The organism is Halorubrum halophilum (assembly GCF_000739595.1).
Classification (GTDB): Archaea; Halobacteriota; Halobacteria; order Halobacteriales; family Haloferacaceae; genus Halorubrum; species Halorubrum halophilum.
In genome coordinates this window covers 23,676-44,212 of record NZ_BBJP01000030.1, presented here as the reverse complement: position 1 = coordinate 44,212, position 20,537 = coordinate 23,676, and the positions used below count along the sequence as shown (strand labels likewise).

Here is a 20,537-nt window from a genome sequence, read left to right as displayed (position 1 = left end):
CGCGCACCGGTTCGCTTACTCACCGACTGTTCACTGTCCGACCGTCCGCCGGACCCAGCCCGACGACCCGGTCGGCGACGGGTCCGACGGCTCTCGAAGCTGCCGGGTCCCCTCGCCGTCGACCGCGCGGACGACGACCTCGTGCGCGCCGTCGGGGTCGAAGACGTGGCGCCACTGCCGCCAGACGTCGGCGTCGGGGAGCGGGTCCGAGAGCGTCGCGTCGGTCCACAAGTCGCCGCCGTCGGTCGACACCTCGACCCGCTCGATCCCGCGCGTCCCGGCGTAGGCGTGGCCGGCCAGCTCGACCCGGCCGTCGTCGAGCTCCGTGATCCCCTCGTCCCAGAGCTTGGCGACCGTCTTCACCTCGCCGGTCCCCTTCCAGCCGCGTTCCTCCCAGTAGCCGTCCGCCTCGACGTTCAGAAGCTCGATCTCCGAGAGCCACTTCACGTTCGTCTCGCCCCAGTGTCCCGGGATCAGCACCCGAACCGGGTGGCCGTGGCCGAGAGGTAGCTCCTTCCCGTTCATCCCCCACGCGAGGAAGCCGTCGGCGAGCACGTCGACCGGGAACTGGACGTAGTACCCGTCCTCGCCGCGCAACATTGCGCAGTCGCACTCGCCCCGCGGGTCGACGGATTCCAGCAGCGGCCGGATCGGGGTCCCTGTCCAGACGGCGTTGTCCAGCTTGCGGCCGTTGAGATCCTCGCCGACGCACCGCAGCGTTACCGCCCGGTGTTCGACGGGCCGGTCGGTCAGCTCGTCGAAGGTGACCGTCCGTTCTGAGCCGGTCTCGCCGGTGAACGTCAGCGACCACTCGGCCGCGGTGACCGCCGGGTCGAACTCCGCGATATCGACGTTGTAGAACTCCCCGATCGGACTCACCATGCCGAGCAGATTGTCGCTCGCGACCGCCAGCGAGGCCGATTCGACCTCCCGAAGCCGCGCGGTCGCGCCCTCCGACCGCGGGGCGTCGGCGAGCGGCTCGTCGTCCGTCGCGAGCGACCGCCGACCGACGATCGCCGCGGCGACGAGACCGAGCGCTCCCGCGACTCCCCCGAGCGTCCGGCGACGCACCGCGTCGACGGCACCGGACGACACGCCCGAAACGGGGGAGTCGTCTCCAGACGCCGGACCGGTCGAAGTCAGAGGAAGCCCGCCGATCACGACGACGGCCGCCACGGGAAGCGCCACGCCCAACGCCTGCACCGGACTTCGGGTCAGACCGGCGGCGAGGAGCCACGATCCGGCGCCCGCGGCCGCGGCGCCGACCGAGGAGCGATCGACGCGCGCGGAGAGTCGGAGGCCGGCGAACGCGACCGCACCGAACAGCCCGATCACGGCCGCGAACGCCATGGCGATGTGGATCAGGTGCCCCGCGTCGCCGACGGTCTCGATCGCGAGGGTCACGATCGAACCGGGGGTCAGGTTCACGATGGCCTGGTCGACGGGCCGGACGACGAACGACGGCGTCCACCCCGTGACGAGGTACGAGCCGGCCACCGCGGCCGTCCCGGCCGCCGCCGCGAGAAGCATCTCTCGGTGTTCGGTAACGTCGATCATGATCTACGTCGGGGTTGTAGCCACTTGAACAACGTCCTCGGCGGCCAGGTGCCCGTGGCCGTCGTTCCGGTCGCCGACTGCGGTCTCCGCGATCTGTCGGTATCGACGGAAACGGTGACGGGAGAGTAAATGAGTCGGCGGCGGAGAGACGAACGAAACAGCGGTGAAGCGATCTGCGGTGGCGGGGAAAAATCGGAGCGATCGGCGCCGCGTCAGGCCTCGCCGAGGTCGCGGAACATCGCGCGGTAGTCGTCGGACGACAGCGACTCGCCGAGCTCGTCGATGTCGGCGTCGAGCGTTTCGAGCCGCTCGACGAGCTCGGCGTACGCCTCGTTACCCTCGCGCTGGGCCGCGGGCTTCTGGGCGTTGAGCACCGCGCGCTTGCTCGCCAGCGCCGCGGCCTCTTGGATCAGGTCGTCGTACTCGCTGCGGGTCAACAGCGTGTCGATCGCCGCCAGCAGCTTCGAGCGGCTGACGGGCTTGGTGAGGTAGAGGTCGAACCCCATATCGATGATGTCGAAGTCGGGCTCGACGGCGGTGACCATCGCGACGCGGCAGTCGTAGCCGGCCTCGCGAATGTGGTCGAGCACGTCGTCGCCGCTCCCGTCGGGGAGGCGCCGGTCGAGCAACACCACGTCGACCGCGCCGTCGACCCGATCGATCGCGTCGGCGGCGGTCTCGGCGAGCTCGACGTCGTACCGCTCTTCGAGGAAGCCGGCGTACAGCGCGGCGATGTCGGGCTCGTCTTCGACGACGAGGACCGAGGGGTCGTTCACCGCCGATCACCGTCGGGGGCGACGGGAGACGCTTCACCGGGCATACAGGAAGGGGCGGCGTGTCGAGGAATAAACCTGTCGGCGTCCGTGCGGTCGATGCGTCGGATCGTCTTTTATGTACTCCCGTCGCCAACAAGGGGACGAATGTCAGAACTCGTCTCCACCGGGGTCGAGGGACTCGACTCGATCCTCTCCGGCGGAATCACGGAGCGATCGACGGTCCTCGTCTCCGGCAACCCCGGTACCGGCAAGAGTATCTTCGGAATCCAGTACCTCCACCACGGCGCCACCGAACACGACGAGCGCGGCGTGTACGTCTCCTTCGAGGAGGACGAAGCGGACATCCGCGGCGCCGCGGAGTCGATCGGGCTGGAGGGGTTCGACGACCTCGTCGACAGCGGCGACATCGTCATCCTCGACAAACGCGAGATGCTGCGCGAGACCGACTTCTCGACGGCGGTCGACAAGCTCCTCGACACGCTCGAAGACGGGGACTTCGACCGGCTGGTCCTCGACTCGCTGTCGATGTTCCAGCTCTTCTTCGACGCCGAACAGGAGAAGCGGACGTACCTGCTGAAGTTCTCGGACATCCTCAAGGCCAACGGGCTGACCTCCCTGCTTATCAACGAGCAGGGCGCGGTGTTCCCCGACACCGAGGTCGGACTGGAGAACTTCCTCACCGACGGGAACATCTACTTCATCCAGACGCCGACCGACTCCGGCGTCAACCGGTACGTCTGGGTGGCGAAGATGCGGAAACAGGACATCGACACCGACATTTTCCCGATGGAGATCGGCGAGGGTGGGATCACCGTCCACGAACGAGCCGGCGGGTTCTCGATGATGGGACGGTCCGAGGAACCCTCGTTCTAACGCTCGGCGAGAAAGACGACGAGAAGGCGGAGCGGGGGCGAGCGCGAACCGGGCGAAGAACGGGATAGCGGGGACGAATGCGAACTGCTACTGTCCGGACGAGAGATCGCGCCACACGTCGTCGAGGCGGTTCTTCACCGCGGAGCGCTCCTCGACCTCCACGGTGAGCCCGTCGCGGAAGTCGACCTCGACGCCGTCGACCTTCCGGCGGTACACCTTCACGCGGCGGTGCTCGTCCGAGAGCGGGCGGTCGTGAAGCTCCAAGAGGTCCGCCTCCTCCAGCTCGTTAATCCGGCGGTAACACGTCGCGATCGGCACGTCGAGCTCGTCGCTGAGGTCCTGCGCGGACTTCGCGTCACCGGTCGCAGTCAGGATGTCCGTGTTGTACTTGTTGCCGAGCACCGTGATCAAGTCGTCCCCCACCATTCACGTTATCGCTGTTGATTTTTAGGGCTTAAAAGGGTACCGGTGATCGCTACCTGTCGAGATTCCGGTTCGGGACGCCGTCGTACAGCGTGTTGGGCGCTCGGCGCCGGCAGTTATTCGCGGGTGTTATCGCCGGTGATAGCCGCCACCGCAGATTTATAAGCCGACTCCGGTCACGGTGGGTATGGAGCTCATCGAGGCGCTGTATCTCGTGACGACCACCGTGTTGGCGGGCGCGAGCGCGACGCTGCTCGCGTTCGCGGTCTCCGCGTACCGGTCCTCGGGCCGGACGGCGATGGCGTACCTCGCGGTCGGATTCGCGCTCGTCGTGCTCGCCGCCGTCGCGACGCCCGTCGCGGCCTTCCGGACCTCGTTCGCGAACCCGCAGGCGTTGCTGCTCGTCAACACCGGGCTGCTGGCTGCGTCGATGGCACTGGTCGCCGGGAGCCTCGCGGTGTACGAGCCCGGCACGCAGGAGTTCGTGATCCCCGACTCGGAGCTGGCGCGGATTCAGGACCGCTGAGGCGAGGCGGAATCTCGCGGAGCGATCGGAGCCTACGGCGCGAGCGTAGCGAGTCTGAGACGAACTTTTCCCGACGATCGCACGCGAGAGCGTCGCGGATTCGCGTCCCCAGCGCGATCGATCTGACTCAGGGATACGGCGCACTCACAGATCCAGAACCGATAATTCGATCGCGATATCGTTAATGTATTCAGAAACTAGTATCCAAAAACAAATCCGAAAATCGGAAGACGGCAGCGTTTTATCAGTTCAAATAATCGGCACGGAGTCTTTAATAGGGAAATCGTACTCCCTAGCGATAACGCCCGCCGGGCAGGCCGGGGGCCGACGCAACACACAATGTTCGAAACAATACTGGACGAGGAAGAGCGCGGTCAAGTGGGGATCGGGACCCTCATCGTGTTCATCGCGATGGTGCTGGTGGCGGCGATCGCCGCCGGCGTCCTGATCAACACCGCCGGGTTCCTTCAGACGCAGGCGGAAGCAACGGGTCAAGAGAGTACGAGTCAGGTGAGCGACCGGCTACAGGTCGTGAGTCAGTCAGGTACATTCAATCAGAGCACCGGGCAGATGTCAAACCTAAGCTTTGTCGTCGCTCAGTCACCTGGCTCCGATAACATCGATCTTAGTGAAACTTCGATAGAGATGATCGGAGCTGACGGGCAGGAATCGTTCCAAATCGGCGATGAAGACAACGCGACAATCGATATCTTCACTAACGACGACTTGAGCGTTGTTCTGACGGACAACAGCGAACGCGCCCAGATTAACATCCTACTTGACGACCCTATCGACGATAGTGATGAAATCGGGTACGAACTCCAAGAAGGAGATAGGCTCAGTGTTACCTTTACGGCTCCAAGTGGAGCGTCGACCACCTCTGAGATCCGCGTGCCTAGTACCGTCGTTGAGGACTCGGTGAGGCTATAACCATGTTCGAATCAATCACTAACACCGAAGAACGCGGCCAAGTGGGTATCGGAACTCTCATCGTGTTCATCGCGATGGTGCTGGTGGCAGCAATCGCCGCTGGTGTGCTGATCAACACGGCCGGATTCCTTCAGTCGCAGGCAGAGGCAACGGGTCAGGAGAGTACCGATCTCGTCTCCGAGCGTATCGACGTGACGAGTTCGGTGGGTATCGTCACCGGTACCGCTGACGACGGTGAGTTGGCAGAGATTCGGATCACTGTCGCAGGATCGCCAGGTGCCGACGAGATCGATCTGAGTGAATCGACAATTCAGGCTGTCGGTCCAAACGGACAAGCAAATCTGGTGTTTGCTAACACCAGCGCCAGCCCCGGCGGAGTTGGCGGTGCAGACGCTGTCGCTACAGATATTCCTGACGATCACTTCGGAGTCCGTAACAGCACCGGAGACTTCGTAGACGACCCAGTGATCAACGATGAGGAGCAGTTCACTATCGTGCTCAATCCGGAGATTGAACCGTTCGGTAGTTCGACCGACCCGTTCGGCGAAAGCGAGCAGTCGTCGATCGATATTGTGTCGCCCTCGTCTGCGACGACATCCGTGGAGCTTCGTGCCCCGGACCTCTTCAGCAATAACGACGAAGCGGTCCGGCTCTAACGAGCTTCGAATAGCCCCCTAACCACGTCCCCGGCGGAACCGCTCCGCCCGGAACACCTATTTTCTCGCGCGTCCACGGCTACGTCATGAGTGACCACGACGCACCGGCGGCCGACTCGGACGCGATGCCGGCCGATCCCGACGAGCTCGACTTCACCGACGACGAGAGCGTCGTCGAGATCGGGGAGAGCCGGTACGTCGTCGGGACGAACGGCCGGCCCAACATCCGCCGGGCGCAGCCGGACCAGCGTCCCGGAGACGACACCGGCTTCACGTCCGCCGACCCGGCGAACCCGGAGGAGCGACGACCGCCGGATCCGGGCGGCGGAGGTGCCGGAGGCGGAGCCGGAACTGACGCACCTCGCGGTGCGGGCGGCCAACCGCAGGCCGGGAACGCCGGCCGGCCGCAGGGAGGAGCTGGGCAACCGCAAAACGGCGGTGCGGGTCGATCGCAGGAGACCCGCGCGCAAGGGGGCGCTCCCGCGAACCCCCAACAAGGTGCAGCCAATCTCCAACAAGGTGCGGCCAACTCCCAACAAGGCCGCGGCGCCCCCGAGGTCGACCGCCAGTCGGTGAGTCGGTGGCTGGCGAGCTCCTTCGACGACGACGGGTTCACTTACGGGATCGACGCGACGCTCCACGTCGACGGCGACACCACCCGCCAGCGGATGGTCTCAAACGACGTGACGGCGACGTTCGACTCGCTCGTGACGTGGTTCGCGTCCAACGCGGGGCCGAGCTCGCCCACGCCGGAAGCGCTCGGGCTCCTGCTCGTCGCCTCGGAGACGACCGTCGACGTCCCGCCGGTGGCGATCAAGCGCTTCGCCGCGAGCCAGGGACTCACGGCGAGCGACAGCATCGGCGACCTCGTACGCGCCGCGGAGGAGGCCGACGGGTTCCGGATCGAATAGCGGGAGTACGCGAACTACTGTGGTGGAGCGGTTGTTTATAAGTCGAGTTTGTGTGTTGCCGGCGGCTGTTTATACGTGATCGACGATGGAGCGACGGTGAACACCTCCAAAGCCCCAGCCGCTGAGGACGATGCACGCTCGCTGCGCGCTTCAGTCGCTCGCGTTGCTCGCTCCCTGTAGTGCTTGCGTCGCCTGCGTCGTCCTCAGCGGCTGCCCCTTTGAGTCCCACCCCGCAACCGCACAGCACCACCGGAAGACGTTCCTGCTCGCTCACTTCGTTCGCTGTGCGGGCTGCGACTCCCGTGCTCCCGTTCGCTCCCTCCGGTCGCTCACGGGACCGCACCTCATGCCTCCCCAGCCTCGTCGGCCGGCGCTTATAAGCGCCGGCCGACTCCCTCGCGCGGTGCTCCTCGCGCCCGATGGGCGCTCGGAGGCGCACGCCACCGCCGTTCATTTATAAGTAATTGTCGCCGTCGCTCTCAAGCGTTAAATATTGAATCGCTTATAAAAGAACCAGCAGCGCGACGCCGAGCAGCGCGAACACCGCGTACAGCCCGGCCATCACCTCCCGTTTCAGCGGGCTCCCGAGCGGCTCCGCGGTCAGGCGACGGATCGGCGGGAGGATCGCGATCCCGCCGAGAATGAGGGGAAAGGCGCCGACCTGCGGGACCAGCGTGAGTGCGACGACGATCGTCCCGTAGCCGAGCACGTAACAGCCGCGACGCCAGAGCTGCTCGCGGTCGGTGAGCTCTTCGGTCGGGATGAACCGGGAGCCGTCGTCTCCGTCGCTTCCGTCGCTCCCGCCCCCTTCGGCCCCGGAGTCGGCCGCCACCTGCTGGGCCTGCCGCTGCACGTACTCGTCGAGCTCTTCGGCGGCGTCCTCCGTCTGCGGGGCGCCGCACTCGACGCAGTAACGGGCCTCGTCGTCGAGCGACGAGTCGCACCGGGGACAGGTCTTCATCGTAGTGTGTACGGCAGACGGTCCGGATTAATTCTTCGGAAGACCGTCGCCCGCCCGTCCCCGACTTTCGGATTCTCTCCCCCCGCCGGTCCGAATCGGTTATCAACCGTAATATTCGAAGGCGTACGTTTTAATCCGTCACTCCCGCACGTCGACGCAGATGGACCCGCTGCAGCGGTATCGACCTCGCGAAACGAGCGCCGACGGGTCCGGCCCGTCCGACCGGTCTCCGCCCCGCTCTCGATCGCGTGACCATGTCTGAGCGCGCCGGCGGAGCGCCGCTCCTCTTGCTGCTGGTCGTGCTGTGCGCCCTCGCCTCGGGGACCGCCGCGGGGGCGGGTCACGGGCTCGACCGCGCCGACGAGACGGTGCCCCTCCACGCGGCGGGCGCGGACGGCTTCCACACGATCGACGACGCGGACCGGAACCTCAGCTCGGGCGGGACGTTCTGGCAGGGACAGACGGTCGCGTTCGACGATCCGAACGGGACCGTCGAGGGCGATCGGTTGCACCTCCGAGAGTACGACGAGGAGACCGACGAACCGGGGACGCTCGTCCGCGAGTTCGAGGTCGACGGTCCGGTTCGGATAGACACGGCGAAGCTCAGCGGGACGTACGTCCTCGTCCCGGCGGGACAGCGGACAAAGGCGGTCGTGGTCGACAACGGGACGATCACCGGAACCACCGACATGGAGGCGGCGGCACCGTTCGAGGTGCTCGTACAGACGCTCGACGCGCGGTTGGTGGGGAGCGGCACCGGCAACGGGACCGTCGAGACGGACCTCGAACTGGAGCTGACGTCCAACCGCGCCCGGTACAACGTGAACGTCACCGCCCCGGACCTGACGTTCGACGATCTCGAGTCGGCGTTCATCCGCGATCGCCTGCTCAGGGATCAGAACGCGCCGCACGCCGACCGACCGCCGATCGAACGCCGCGCCGACGGCTACGGGATGTACGCGGACGACGACGTGATCGTCCTGCGCGGATTCGCCGACGGGCGGCTCCGGTCGGACTTCGGCGAGGCCGAGTCGGTCCCCCGCGCCGTCACCGTCGAGGTGGCCGACACGGGCGTCACGGACACCGCGGAGATATCGGCGCGCGGCATCGAGACCGGTCCGTTCGAGATAACCGAGGTCACCGCGCCGGGGTCGGTCGACCCGGGGTCGACCGTGACGCTCTCCGCCACGGTCCGGAACCGGTGGAGTGCGACGACCGAGCGGGAGGTGACGTTCCGGCTCGGCGACGGGGGACAGACCGCGATCGAACCGTCTCTCCCCGGCGGCGCGTCGACCACCGTCTCCACGACCCTCTCGGCGCCGACCGAGCCCGGGGAGTACGAGTTCGTCGTCGACACCGACGGCGACTCGGCGAACGGGACGATCACGGTGACTGACCCGAACGGCGACGGCGCGTCGGACGGCGAAGAGTCGGACGGCGACGGCGGCGACGGCGGCGACGAGGATGGCGGGGAGAGCGATGGGGACGGCGACGGGAACGACGAGGACGGCAGCGACGGAGACGACGACGGTCCCATCGCGATCGACGTCGACCTCCGGCTGGGGGCGGGAGCGCTGCTCACCCTCCTGTCCGGGGCCGGAGTCGTCGCGTGGCGGCGTCGCTGAGGGGCGAGAGATCCGGTCGCCCCGATTATAGCGGGCGAGAACTGCACCCGATATGTTAAATTCTCCCGTTCGATACCTCGCCGTATCCGATGGATCTCGTCACGTTGACCGGCGGCGCCCCCGGTCCCCGCCGCCGCCTGCTGGTCGTTGGACTGCTGTTGTGCTGTGCCGTCGGCCTGGCGGCGACGGCCCCGTCGGGCGCGGCGCAGTCCGGCGCCAACGGCACTATCGAAGGAACCGTCACCAACGCCGCCGGCGAGCCGATCGCCGGCGCGACGGTGACGGTCGAGGGCCACTCAGGCCTGACGGACACGACCGACGAAAGCGGGGCCTACGAGATCGACGACCTCCCGTACGACGAACAGGGGTTGGAGATAACTCACGACAAGTACGAGAAGCTGGACACCGACGTCGCGGTGTCGACGACGAACTCTCCGGTGACGGAGGACGTCACCCTGACGCGAAAGACGGGAACACTGACCGGAACGATCGCGGGCGAGTCCGGTCCGATGGGGGGCGATCCGCTCCCCGAGGTCACCGTCACGGTACGACACGACAACGAGACGGACCGGAAAATAATGGCAGCCACTGGGGCGGACTACTGGGACGTCGAGACCAACGAGACCGGCGAATATAACATGACTCAGGTCCCGACGGGAGATGTCACGGTCACCGCGACTCAGGACGGGTTCGACCCGAAAGAAGCGGATGTGGCCGTCCGGAACAATGAGACGGCCACCCGAAACATCGATCTGGCTCCCGTCCTCACGACCGTCAACGGGACGGTCACCAACACCGAGGGGGAACCGATCGCGGGCGCGACGGTTTCCGTCGACGCGGACACCGGCATCTGGCCCGGCATCGGTCAGGACGACCTGACGACGGAAACCGACGAGGACGGGACCTACGAGATACTCAAGGTCCCGTCGACGACGACTGGCGGGCAGCGCGACATCGTGGCCAGCGCCGACACGTTCCAGACGGAGACGATGTCGCAGCCGATCTCCAGCGAGGACGGGCTGACGAAGAACATCTCTCTCACCCACGTGGATAACGACATCACGGGACGCGTCACCGGCCCGCACGGAAACGGGCTGCATAACGTGTCGGTCCGGATCGAGGGCAGCGTGGACCGCAGTGCGCCGACCGGCCCGGACGGGCGGTACCGGCTCTCGGACGTTCCGTTCGGGACGCACACGGTCGTCGCGGAGCACGCCGACTACGAGACCCGGAGTCACTCCGTGGAGGTCGGGCAGACGGGCGAACCGGCGACCGAGCGTGACTTCGACCTGACCCGCGCGACCGACGTGCGACTGTCGGTGGACGACGTGTGGACGGACCTCGGACAGGCCACGGAGACGGTGACGGTCCAGTACACGTTCGACGAGGAGGTTGAAGACGAGGTGAACGTCGCGGTCGAGGGGCCGTCGTCGACGATCGATGACAGGACGGTGACCGTCGGCCACGAGCCGGAGTCGTCGTACACGGAGACGTTCCAGCTGCCGGCCCGGAGCGAGATCGACGACGGCGACTACACCGCCGAAGTCAGCGCCCTCGGCGAGAACGCCTCGTCGTCGTTCGCGGTGTCGAACGCCTTCGAGAGCGGCGCCGTCGAGTTCTCGCAGGACCGGTACCAGTCGCCCGCGGGCGACTTCGTCGTGGTCGACGTCACGATGGACGACTCGCTTGACGAGGCGTACCTCCTCGTCGGCGGCGACCGGGAGTCGGGGGAGCGCAGCCTCCAGAACCACCTCGACGTCCTGCACGTGACGGGCGACGCGTCGTTCGTGATCAACACCCGCCTCGTCGGCACCGACGCTCCCTCCGAGGACGTGTACATCCCGGTCTCCGACGGCGAGGTGACGAGCTACGCGCACAGCATCGGCGCCGCGAACGACTCGGACGACGAGGGCGTGGACCCGGAGGGGACGTTCTCCGACGTGACGTTCCAGAACCACCGCGGCACCGAGGTGGCGGACACGCTCGCCGAGTTCCGCGACGAGGTCGGGCTCACCGCGCGCGGGAGCCCCCTTCAGGCCGGCCGGTACCGCCTCGTCGCCGGCGCGACCGGAACCGTGATGCTCCGCGACGACGACGTCCCCGGCTTCCGGCACCCGGTCGACCGGTCGAACCTCGTCCTCACGCAGCCGGAGCTCGGCGAGGTGAACACGTACGTCCTCCCGCCCGGCCCGGCCGATCGACTGGACCGGTTCGACGAGGAGTCGGGGCCGATGGGGCTCGGCGACATCGGGGCGCTCCGCGCCGACGCCACCGAGACCGACACGATCGCCCGCGGCGACCGGATCCTCGTCGAGGTGCGCGGGAGCGGGACCTTCGGCGCGCTTCTGGCGGGAGACACCGAACACCCCGCGATCAACGAGAACGCCGACTCCGGGGAGGGCGCGCCCGGGAACATCGACACCGAGCAGTTCGCGACGCTGCTCGAACGCCACGAGGGCGTCCACGCGGAGCTCACCCATCAGTCGCTCGGCGCGCCGAACAACCCGGGATCGACGCTTCGGTTCACCGACGTCGCCAGCAGCGACCTCTACATACTCCCGGACGACAGCGCGTTCCAGTGGGAGAACGGCGACGCCGTCGGCGACGACCCCGTCGTCGGCGGTCTCTACTTCGTGATCGACACCCGCGGGTCGGACCCGTTCGACAACCAGCCCCGCGACGGCGACGAGCTCGCCTTCGAGATGGCGTACGAGTCCCCCGAGGACGAGCGGTATCAGTTCGAGGACTACTCGCTCGCCGACGGGGAGCAGCCCGACCCGTTCAACCGAACCATGGAGGAGACCGACGGCCTCGAACACTACCCGTACTTCGGCGACGGCGACACGACGGTGCGGACGAACGACTCGTTCGTCTTCGAGGACCCGTACGTCGAGTACCGCCAGACGGGCCTCGACAGGGAGCTGATGGTCCCGTCGAGCCAAGACGGAGTGATCGCTGGCAACACGAACATCGCTCCCAACTCGGATGTCACGGTCCAGCTGATCGCGAGCGACCGCCCCGAACCGACGACGATCACTGTCGAAGACGTCACCATCGGCGAGGACGGCGGCTTCGAGGTCGTTCACGACTTCTCCGAGCTGGAGCCGGGCGAACGCGTCGAGGTCGAGTTCTACACTCCCGAACGGCTCGTCGGGAACAGGCTGCTGGACAAACGCGGCGCGATCGTGGTCGACGACCTCGACGAGCCGGCCTACTTCGAGGTCAGCAACCTCACGGCGGAGACGACGGTCGCCCAGGGCGAGCGTCTGGACTCGATAGCGGGCGAGGTCACCAACACGGGCGAGATCGCCGACCGGCAGATGGTCGAGTTCGCCATCGACGGCGAGACCGTGACGGAGATGTCGACGACGCTTGACAGCACGGAGTCGACGACGCTCGACCTCTCCGACCGGTTCGTCGTCCTCCCTCCGGGCCAGTACGAATACGCCCTCCGGACCGACAACGACGAGGAAACCGGGCAGCTGACCGTCACGGAGGGGGACGGCGAGAACGTCACCATGACCGATCGGGACAACGGAACCGCCCAGACGGTGAGCGCGTCTCCGGGCGACAGTGACGCCGCGGACTCGGAGCCCGACGCCGGGGACGACTCGAACGGCGGTGAGGACGGTCCGGACGGCGACGACGACGCGCCGGCGACGTTCCTGCCCTTCGGCATCGGGACGCGGGAGACGTTCGGGGGAACGGTCCTCGTGGGCTCGACGTATCTCCTCGGTCACTGGGTCTGAGCGCGGCCCGCCTCACCGGTTTCGCTCTCGTCCGATCGGTTCTCAGCGCTGAGAACCGCGGGGGAGTCGTTAAGTGAACGCTGTCCCGCCTTTCGAGTAACCATGGCAACGCGCGTGCTTATCGCGGACGACTCGGAGTTCATGCGGAACCTGCTCCGGGAGATCCTCGAAGGGGAGTTCGAGATCGTCGGCGAGGCGGAAAACGGCGTGGAAGCGGTCAACATGTACGAAGAACACGGGCCCGATCTCGTGATGATGGACATCGTGATGCCGATCCGGGACGGCATCGAGGCGACGACGGAGATCCTCGAAGAGAACCCGGAAGCGACGGTGATCATGTGTACCAGCGTCGGGCAGGAGGAGAAGATGAAGGCGGCCATCAAGGCCGGCGCCGAGGGGTACATCACGAAGCCGTTCCAGAAGCCGAACGTGCTCGACGCCATCGGATCGGCGGTATAATGCGCGTCGACGTCCGGGCGCTCGGCGCCTGCAACCGGCTGGCGGAGCGAGGGGCCGGGCAGGCCGCCGGCGCGCTCACCGACCTGACCGGCACGGATCTCTCCGTGGAGGTCACGGGCGCAAGCGTCGCCAGCGGCGAGGACCTCGCCGAGGCGTTCGCCGGCCGGGAGTCGATCGGCGTGAGCGTCGGGCTCCGGGGCGGGTTGGAGGGCGAGGCGGTCCTCGCGTTCGACGCGGACAACGTCGACGCCCTGCTCTCGCTGTTACCGGGCGGGTCGTCGATGGGACGCAGCGCGGTGACCGAGGTCGGCAACATCGCGCTCGGCGGGTTCCTCGACGGCTGGGCGAACTACCTCGGGAAAGCGATCGACATGACGCCGCCCCGGTACTTCGAGGCCGACGGCGCCGCCGTCCTCCCCGACGGGGCGCTCGCCGGCGACGGGGTGTTCCTCTTCGAGAGCCGACTGGACGCGACGACGACGGATCTGGACTTCTCGATCTACATGCTTCCCGACTCCGGGCAGTTCCGCGACCTCATCGTGGGCAAGACCGCGCCGGCCGCCGCGCCGGGCGCGGACGGCGGGGCGGGCAAGGACGGCGCCGACAGCACCGCGGTCCCCTACGAGTCGCTGTCGACGTTCGCGTCGCTGGCGAAGCGCGGCTCCGCGAACGCCGCCGACAACATCGCGATGATGACGGGCCTCGACACGAGCGTCGACGTGAGCCGGCTGCGGTTCGTGCCGCTCGCCGACGTGCCCGCGGAGGTCGGCGTCGAGCCGCACGCGGGGACCGTCTTCGAGTTACAGGGGGAGCCGAGCGGCTACCTCGCGATCCTCTTCGAGGAGGAGTCCGCGGAGAAGATCGCGGCCTCGATGCTCCCCAGCGAGCCGGACGAGCCGCTGGGTGGGATGGCCGAGAACGCGCTCTGCGAGCTCGGCAACGTGATGACGAGCGGATTCATCGACGGCTGGGCGAACGTGCTCGGCACCTCGATCACCCACTCGCCGCCGGAGTTCGTCCACGACATCGGCTCGGCCACGATCAGCCCGCTGGTCGCGAAGCTGAGCCGGCGGCAGGACTACGGGTTCGTGATCGACGCCGCGATCCAGACGGAGGGCGTGGAGACGCGGTGCGACGTGTACGCGCTCCCGGACGAGCGCGAACTGGCGCGGGCGCTCGACCGTCTCTCGGAGCCGTGAGCAACCCGCCGTCGTCTCGCGAACGAGCGCCCCCCGGCGGCTCCGGGACCTCCGACGGCTCTGAGCCCCCCGACGCCGGTCGGATCAAGGTCGGCGTCAGCGATCTGTCGATCACGACCGGCGGAGAGACGCTGACGACGAGCGGCCTCGGTTCGTGCGTCGCCGTGGCGCTCGTCGATCGGTCGGCCGGCGTCCGGGGGCTGTTACACGCGATGCTGCCGAACGGCTCCGAAACCGACACCGGCATCGAGCGCCCGGGAAAGTACGTCGACACGGGTATCGAGACGCTGATCGGGGAGCTGGAGGCTGCGGGCGCGTCTCCCGGCCGGCTCGAAGCGCGCGTCGCCGGGGGCGCGGAGATGCTCGACCTCACGGACGCGGTCGGACCGAGGAACGTCGCGCGCGCCGAGCAGTGTCTCGACGCCGCCGGGATTCCGGTGGTCGAGCGCGCCGTCGGCGACGGCGTCGGTCGGACCGTCCGGTTCAGGGCGGACGGGCGGCTTGTCGTTCGAGCGGCCGACGGGTTCGAGCGGACGCTTTGAGCGGGTTCCGCTCGGACGGTGCCGCGGTATCACTGGAACCCCGCCGAACGGATGTCTTCTCACGGCTGATATTTTGAGGGGTGAATTGAAGTGTGTTCTGGGGGTGGTACACGGTAATGGGCCTCGAACTACCGGTGTGGGGAGCTCCAACGGCCGCATGGATAGTCGCCACGCTGGGGCTCGTCGGTGCGAGCGTCCTCGACAGATTCCTCGACGATGACGGCTCCGACGACGACGATTCCGGGGGCATGGGCGGCGACGACGACCCCTTCGGCGGCGGAGGGATGGGCGGCGGTGGCGGCGGAATGGGCGGTGGCGGCGGAATGGGCGGCGGCGGCGACGACTTCGACGACTTCGACGGGATGGACGAGTGGGACGACGAGTTCGACGACGACGGCGGCGGTGGTGGGGCGGACACCGACGAACTCGAAAATCGGCTCGACGATCTGGAGAACGAGGTCGCCTCGCTCTCGTCGACCGTCTCGACCGTCCGCTCGGAGAACGAGGAGATCTCGGCCGCCGTCGACGACATCGAGGAGGACGTGCGGAACCTCCTCGACATCTACGAGATGGTCACCCGCGGCATCAACCCGTTCGTCGACGACTCCAGCGGCTTCGACGGGGTCGACGGCGGCGGCGAGGGCTCGTTCGGCCTCTTCGACGACGAGGAGGAGAACGCGGGCGACGACGACCTCGACGAAGACGTCGCGAACGCGGACGCCGACGGGTTCTTCGACGACGACCTGCTCGACGACGACCTCGAGGACGAGGACGACGACGAGTTCGCCGAGCTGGACGAGGAACCGGGCGACGAGCACACGGACGACGGCGACCCCGCCGACGCCGCGTCCGAGACCGCGGCGGCGGACGACGGAGACGACATGAACGACGATGGAAAGAGCTTCAGCGAGCTGAAAGAGGAGTACGACGCCGGGGAGGCCGACTGGGCCGACGAGGACGGCGCCGAAACGGACGCCGACGGGCCCGCGGACGAGGACCCGTTCGACGACGGGGACGACTCCTTCGAGGAGGACCTCGGCGACGAGCCGGACCCGTTCGACGACGGCCCCGACGACGGCGTCGACTTCGACGACGGGATGGACTCGTTCGACGAGGACCCCGTCGACGACGACCCGGCGACGAACGGCCACGAGCCCGAGCCGGAACCCGAACCGGAGCCCGACCGCTCGCGCGGCCCCCAGCCCGGCGGCGACCCCGCCGAGGCGAACGGCGACGGCTTCGAGTACGTCCAGCAGGACGAGCTCTCGGGGACCCGCGGCAAGCCGTATCTCACGGAGCTGCCCGGCGATTACGTCGGAGACCTCCTCGTGATGGAGTGGCTGGAGTTCCTCGTCTCCGAGAGCGACGTCACCGACGCGGTGCGCGCGATCAACTACTACGAGCGCATCGAGTGGATCGCCCCCGAGGCGGCCGCGCGGCTCCGCGACTTCCTCTCCGGGTTCGGCACGATCGACCGCAACCTCGTCGACCGGCCGGGGACCGACCGGCTGGTCCGCGAGCACCACACCCGCAGCCTCCGGTACGTGACCCAGCTCAACGGGACGAGCGGTCACCTGCTGCTGCTCGACCGCTGGGACGACCTCGCCGGCGGCTCGCTGGTCGGCGGCGGCCCGCCGCGGGGGGGGTCGGGTCGCGGTGGACGCGGCGGATACGGGCGACGCGAGGGCGGACGCGACCGCCGCGCGCCCGACCGCTCCGACGATCGCCGCGAGGGGCGCGCGAGCGAGAACGGTCACAGGGGCGACGCGGAGCGACGGGACGGTCACGGGGAACGCCGCGACGACCGGGACGACCGCCGCGGCTCCGAGGGGTGCGAGCGCAACGGCGGCTCCCCGCGGCCGATGAACGACCCGAACCCGCGTTCCGACCGCGCCGACCCGGCCGACGGAGGGTGGGGCGATGGGCGTTAGCGTCTCCGCGTCGACGGCGATCATCGTCGCGGGGCTGTTCTTCGCGTTCACGACGTTCTACCCCGTCGCGGCCAACGGGTTCGACCGCGTCACCGACGCGCAACACGGGATGAACGAGCGCGCGCTCGAACGGCAGAACACGGCGTTCGCGGTGTCGAACGCGACGTACGACGGCACGACGCTCACCGTCAACGCGACTAACAACGGCTCCGTCGGCCTCGTCGCAGGCGACGCGACGCTGGTCGTCGGCAACGAGTACGTCGACGTGGGCGGAGCCAACGCGGCCACGACTGTCGACGGCAACGGCGACACCGAACTGTGGCTCGGCGGGGAGACGCTGAGCATCGAGGTCGCGCAGACCGACACGAACATCGAGGACGGCACCCGCGTCGTCCTCGTCGTCGAGTCCGGGGTTCGCGACACGGCGGAGGTGAGCGCGTAGATGGCCAGCGTTCCCGTCTCGCACCTCATCCTGTTCATCGCGAGCCTCGTGATCGCGGCCGGCGTGGTCGGCACGATCACCACCGGAGTCGATCGCGTGAGCGCGGCGGTCGACGACGCCGGGCTGGACGCGACCGAGACGCTCCGGACCGACGTGACGATCATCTCCGACGCGAACGCGGGGGTGTACGACGCCACCGAGGAGAACGTGACCCTCTTAATAAAGAACACCGGCACCTATCGACTCGCGCCCGACGGCTCGGACCTCGACGTCGTCTTCGACGGCCAGTACGTCGGGCCGAGCGCGATCAACGGCAAGCTCGTCTCCGCCGACGCGGGCGCGGCGTGGAGCCGGGGCGACGTGTTGCGGCTCACGATCGACACGGGACAGCTCGCCGACGGCGACCACCGGGTGTTCGTCACCGTCAACGGCGACGAAGAGCTGTTCCAGTTCCGCGTGGAAGGGGGGAGCTAACCGTGCCCCACGACAACCTCCTCTCCTTGGGCCTCGGCGAGCGCGACCGACTGAACAAGGAGCTCGGCGGGGGGATCCCCCGCGGGAGCATTGTCCTCATGGAGGGCGACTACGGCGCCGGCAAGAGCGCCATCTCCCAGCGGTTCGCCTACGGGCTCGTCGAGGAGGGCGCGTCGGTGACGATGATGTCGACCGAGCTCACCGTCCGCGGATTCATCGACCAGATGCACTCGCTGGAGTACGACATGGTGAAGCCGCTCCTCCAGGAGGAGATGCTCTTCCTCCACGCCGATTTCGACTCCGGCGGGGCGTTCTCCGACGACGACGGGGAGCGCAAGGAGCTGCTCAAGCGGCTGATGAACGCGGAGGCGATGTGGAACTCCGACGTCGTCTTCCTCGACACGTTCGACGCCATCTTCCGGAACGACCCCACCTTCGAGGCGCTCGTTCGGAAGAACGAGGAGCGACAGGCCGCCCTGGAGATCATCTCCTTCTTCCGGGAGATCATCTCGCAGGGGAAGGTGGTGGTGCTCACGGTCGACCCCTCGGCCGTCGACGACGACGCGATCGGCCCGTTCCGGTCCATCGCCGACGTGTTCCTCCAGCTGGAGATGATCGAGGTCGGGAACGACATCCGCCGGCAGATCAACGTGAAGCGGTTCGCGGGAATGGGCGAACAGGTCGGCGACACGATCGGGTTCTCGGTGCGCTCGGGGACCGGAATCGTCATCGAGAGCCGGAGCGTCGCCTGAACCCATGGACGAGTCGACGCACAGCCGTCCCGGCGACCGGGACGCGACCGACCCGACAGGAGACACGGAGTAGACCATGACCGAACACGGCACAGCGAAACCGTCGGACGAGCTCCGGAAGGCGGCCATGCGGCGGCCACACCTCCGCGAGCACCTGCGGGAGTTCAAACAGATCACCGGGGAGTTCCCGCAGTTCATCGAGGAGCCGAAAGACGAGTACGAGTCGAACCGCCCCAACGTCATCTACCCCGTCGGCGGACCGATCTACAGCCACATCTACGGCGACCTCGGGCAGGACACCAAGTACTACGCCATCGAGCCGGAGGTGTCCGGGCCGCAGGCGGAAGTCTTGAACGAGGTGAAAAACCGGCTCCTCACGGTGAGCGGTCAGCACAGCGCCCCGGACTCGGAGGCCGAGTACGACGACCTCATCGAGGAGCTGTTGGAGGAGGTCACGCACGTCGACGAGCAGAACCAGGGGTTCCGCGGCAGCCTCTCGAAGGTGCTCAACATGGGAAAGCTGTCGGTCACCGAGGAGACCTACGAGAGCATCCGCTATCGGCTCAACCGCGACATCGTCGGACTCGGCCCGCTCGAACCGGTGATGCGTGACACGGCCAACGAGGACATTCACGTCATCGGTCCGAAGGAGTGTCACGTCGATCACGGCACCTTCGGCATGTTGGAGACGACCGTCGACTTCGGCACGCCGCAGGAGTTCGACAACTGGCTGCGCAACATGGGCGAGCGGATCGGCGACCCCCTCTCCGACTCCGACCCCATCGTCGACTCCACGCTCCCGGACGGCTCGCGTATCAACATCATCTACTCCGACGACGTGTCGCTGAAGGGCTCCTCGCTCACGATCCGGCAGGGCGAGGAGGTGCCGCTGTCGATCAACCAGATCACCAACTGGGGGACGCTCTCGCCGCAGCTGGCGGCGTACCTCTGGCTCTGTCTGGAGAACGAGCAGACGGTGTTCGTGGTCGGGGAGACGGCGTCCGGGAAGACGACGACGCTGAACGCCATCCTCTCGTACATCCCGGACGACTCGAAAATCTACACCGCGGAGGACACCGCCGAGGTCATCCCGCCGCACAGCACCTGGCAGCAGCTGTTGACCCGCGAGGGCGGCGGCGAGGGCTCCTCGGACGTGGACATGTTCGACCTGGTCGCCGCCGCGCTGCGGTCGCGCCCCGACTACATCATCGTGGGTGAGGTGCGTGGCGCCGAGGGGCGCATGGCGTTCCAGGCGGCCCAGACGGGGCACCCGGTCATGCTGACGTTCCACGCGTCCGACATCGTCTCGATGATCCAGCGGTTCACCTCCGAGCCGATCAACGTCCCGGAGACGTTCATGGACAACGCCGACGTGGCGCTGTTCCAGAACCGGGTGAAACAGGGCGACGACGTGCTCCGCCGGGTGACGAGCGTCCAGGAGATCGAGGGGTACTCCAAGGAGATGGAGGGCGTCGTCACCCGCGAGGTGTTCAGCTGGGACCCCGTCGAAGACGAGATCGTCTTCCAGGGGATGAACAACTCCTACGTGCTCGAAGAGCAGATCGCGACGCTTCTGGGGTACGCCGACACCCGCGATATCTACGACGACTTGGAGTTCCGCGCGGAGCTTATCGAGCGGATGATCCAAGAGGACATCCTCGGCTACCACGAGGTCAACGACGCGATCAACTCCTTCCAGCGCGACGGCGTCGAGGGGCTCCCCTTCGACATGCACCGGAACGTCAGATAGC

At 67.4% G+C, this 20,537-nt stretch carries 19 protein-coding genes; 15 read left to right on the top strand and 4 right to left on the bottom strand.

Annotated elements, in window-relative coordinates:
- Positions 1 to 30: 30 nt before the first annotated feature.
- Positions 31 to 1,557, bottom strand: coding sequence for a molybdopterin-dependent oxidoreductase (locus tag ACP96_RS10345; protein WP_050033247.1), 1,527 nt, complete (start codon positions 1,555 to 1,557; stop codon positions 31 to 33).
- A 212-nt stretch (positions 1,558 to 1,769) separates the two neighbouring features.
- On the bottom strand, positions 1,770 to 2,333 hold the full coding sequence (locus ACP96_RS10340) for a HalX domain-containing protein (RefSeq protein ID WP_050026368.1): 564 nt from the start codon (positions 2,331 to 2,333) through the stop codon (positions 1,770 to 1,772).
- Positions 2,334 to 2,477: 144 nt separating this feature from the next.
- Between ACP96_RS10340 and ACP96_RS10335 the strand changes: the two genes are divergently transcribed.
- On the top strand, positions 2,478 to 3,206 hold the full coding sequence (locus tag ACP96_RS10335; protein WP_050033246.1) for an RAD55 family ATPase: 729 nt from the start codon (positions 2,478 to 2,480) through the stop codon (positions 3,204 to 3,206).
- 87 nt (positions 3,207 to 3,293) lie between these two features.
- On the opposite strand, the gene ACP96_RS10330 is transcribed toward ACP96_RS10335, so the two are convergent.
- Positions 3,294 to 3,632, bottom strand: a complete 339-nt coding sequence (locus tag ACP96_RS10330; protein ID WP_050026366.1) for a helix-turn-helix domain-containing protein — start codon at positions 3,630 to 3,632, stop codon at positions 3,294 to 3,296.
- A gap of 184 nt (positions 3,633 to 3,816) precedes the next feature.
- On the opposite strand from ACP96_RS10330, the gene ACP96_RS10325 reads away from it, so the two are divergent.
- The 4 genes from ACP96_RS10325 (at position 3,817) to ACP96_RS10310 (ending at position 6,652) form a co-directional block, all read left to right on the top strand.
- A complete protein-coding gene (locus ACP96_RS10325; RefSeq protein ID WP_050026364.1) occupies positions 3,817 to 4,155 on the top strand; it encodes a hypothetical protein in 339 nt (112 codons plus the stop codon).
- Positions 4,156 to 4,494: 339 nt separating this feature from the next.
- Positions 4,495 to 5,085, top strand: coding sequence for an archaellin/type IV pilin N-terminal domain-containing protein (locus ACP96_RS10320; protein ID WP_050033245.1), 591 nt, complete (start codon positions 4,495 to 4,497; stop codon positions 5,083 to 5,085).
- Between the two features lie 2 nt (positions 5,086 to 5,087).
- Positions 5,088 to 5,741: an archaellin/type IV pilin N-terminal domain-containing protein gene (locus ACP96_RS10315; protein ID WP_050033244.1), complete on the top strand. Its 654-nt coding sequence runs from the start codon at positions 5,088 to 5,090 to the stop codon at positions 5,739 to 5,741.
- 86 nt (positions 5,742 to 5,827) lie between these two features.
- Positions 5,828 to 6,652 (top strand): DUF7500 family protein, encoded by an 825-nt coding sequence (locus ACP96_RS10310; RefSeq protein WP_050033243.1) that lies wholly within the window; start codon positions 5,828 to 5,830, stop codon positions 6,650 to 6,652.
- A 502-nt stretch (positions 6,653 to 7,154) separates the two neighbouring features.
- On the opposite strand, the gene ACP96_RS10305 is transcribed toward ACP96_RS10310, so the two are convergent.
- Entirely contained in the window at positions 7,155 to 7,613 is a 459-nt protein-coding gene (locus ACP96_RS10305) for a zinc ribbon domain-containing protein (RefSeq protein WP_050033242.1), read from the bottom strand.
- Between the two features lie 254 nt (positions 7,614 to 7,867).
- Here ACP96_RS10305 and ACP96_RS10300 point away from each other — a divergent pair, with 254 nt between their 5' ends.
- The 10 genes from ACP96_RS10300 (at position 7,868) to ACP96_RS10255 (ending at position 20,536) form a co-directional block, all read left to right on the top strand.
- Positions 7,868 to 9,238, top strand: a complete 1,371-nt coding sequence (locus ACP96_RS10300; protein WP_050033241.1) for a CARDB domain-containing protein — start codon at positions 7,868 to 7,870, stop codon at positions 9,236 to 9,238.
- Between the two features lie 89 nt (positions 9,239 to 9,327).
- Positions 9,328 to 12,987, top strand: a complete 3,660-nt coding sequence (locus tag ACP96_RS10295; RefSeq protein WP_050033240.1) for a carboxypeptidase regulatory-like domain-containing protein — start codon at positions 9,328 to 9,330, stop codon at positions 12,985 to 12,987.
- 102 nt (positions 12,988 to 13,089) lie between these two features.
- Entirely contained in the window at positions 13,090 to 13,446 is a 357-nt protein-coding gene (gene cheY / locus ACP96_RS10290; protein WP_008008138.1) for a chemotaxis protein CheY, read from the top strand.
- Positions 13,446 to 14,645 (top strand): chemotaxis protein CheC, encoded by a 1,200-nt coding sequence (locus ACP96_RS10285; RefSeq protein WP_050033239.1) that lies wholly within the window; start codon positions 13,446 to 13,448, stop codon positions 14,643 to 14,645. Before cheY ends, ACP96_RS10285 begins: the two co-directional genes overlap by 1 nt.
- On the top strand, positions 14,642 to 15,187 hold the full coding sequence (locus ACP96_RS10280) for a chemotaxis protein CheD (RefSeq protein WP_050033238.1): 546 nt from the start codon (positions 14,642 to 14,644) through the stop codon (positions 15,185 to 15,187). Before ACP96_RS10285 ends, ACP96_RS10280 begins: the two co-directional genes overlap by 4 nt.
- A 116-nt stretch (positions 15,188 to 15,303) precedes the next feature.
- Positions 15,304 to 17,118: a FlaD/FlaE family flagellar protein gene (locus tag ACP96_RS10275; protein WP_050033237.1), complete on the top strand. Its 1,815-nt coding sequence runs from the start codon at positions 15,304 to 15,306 to the stop codon at positions 17,116 to 17,118.
- Positions 17,108 to 17,560: a flagellin gene (locus ACP96_RS10270; RefSeq protein ID WP_050033236.1), complete on the top strand. Its 453-nt coding sequence runs from the start codon at positions 17,108 to 17,110 to the stop codon at positions 17,558 to 17,560. The genes ACP96_RS10275 and ACP96_RS10270 overlap by 11 nt, the downstream gene beginning before the upstream one ends.
- Positions 17,561 to 18,034, top strand: a complete 474-nt coding sequence (locus tag ACP96_RS10265) for a flagellar protein G (RefSeq protein ID WP_050033235.1) — start codon at positions 17,561 to 17,563, stop codon at positions 18,032 to 18,034.
- Positions 18,035 to 18,036: 2 nt separating this feature from the next.
- Entirely contained in the window at positions 18,037 to 18,786 is a 750-nt protein-coding gene (locus tag ACP96_RS10260; protein WP_050023837.1) for an ATPase domain-containing protein, read from the top strand.
- 76 nt (positions 18,787 to 18,862) lie between these two features.
- Positions 18,863 to 20,536, top strand: coding sequence for a type II/IV secretion system ATPase subunit (locus tag ACP96_RS10255; RefSeq protein WP_050023839.1), 1,674 nt, complete (start codon positions 18,863 to 18,865; stop codon positions 20,534 to 20,536).
- The last annotated feature ends 1 nt before the right edge of the window (position 20,537 follow it).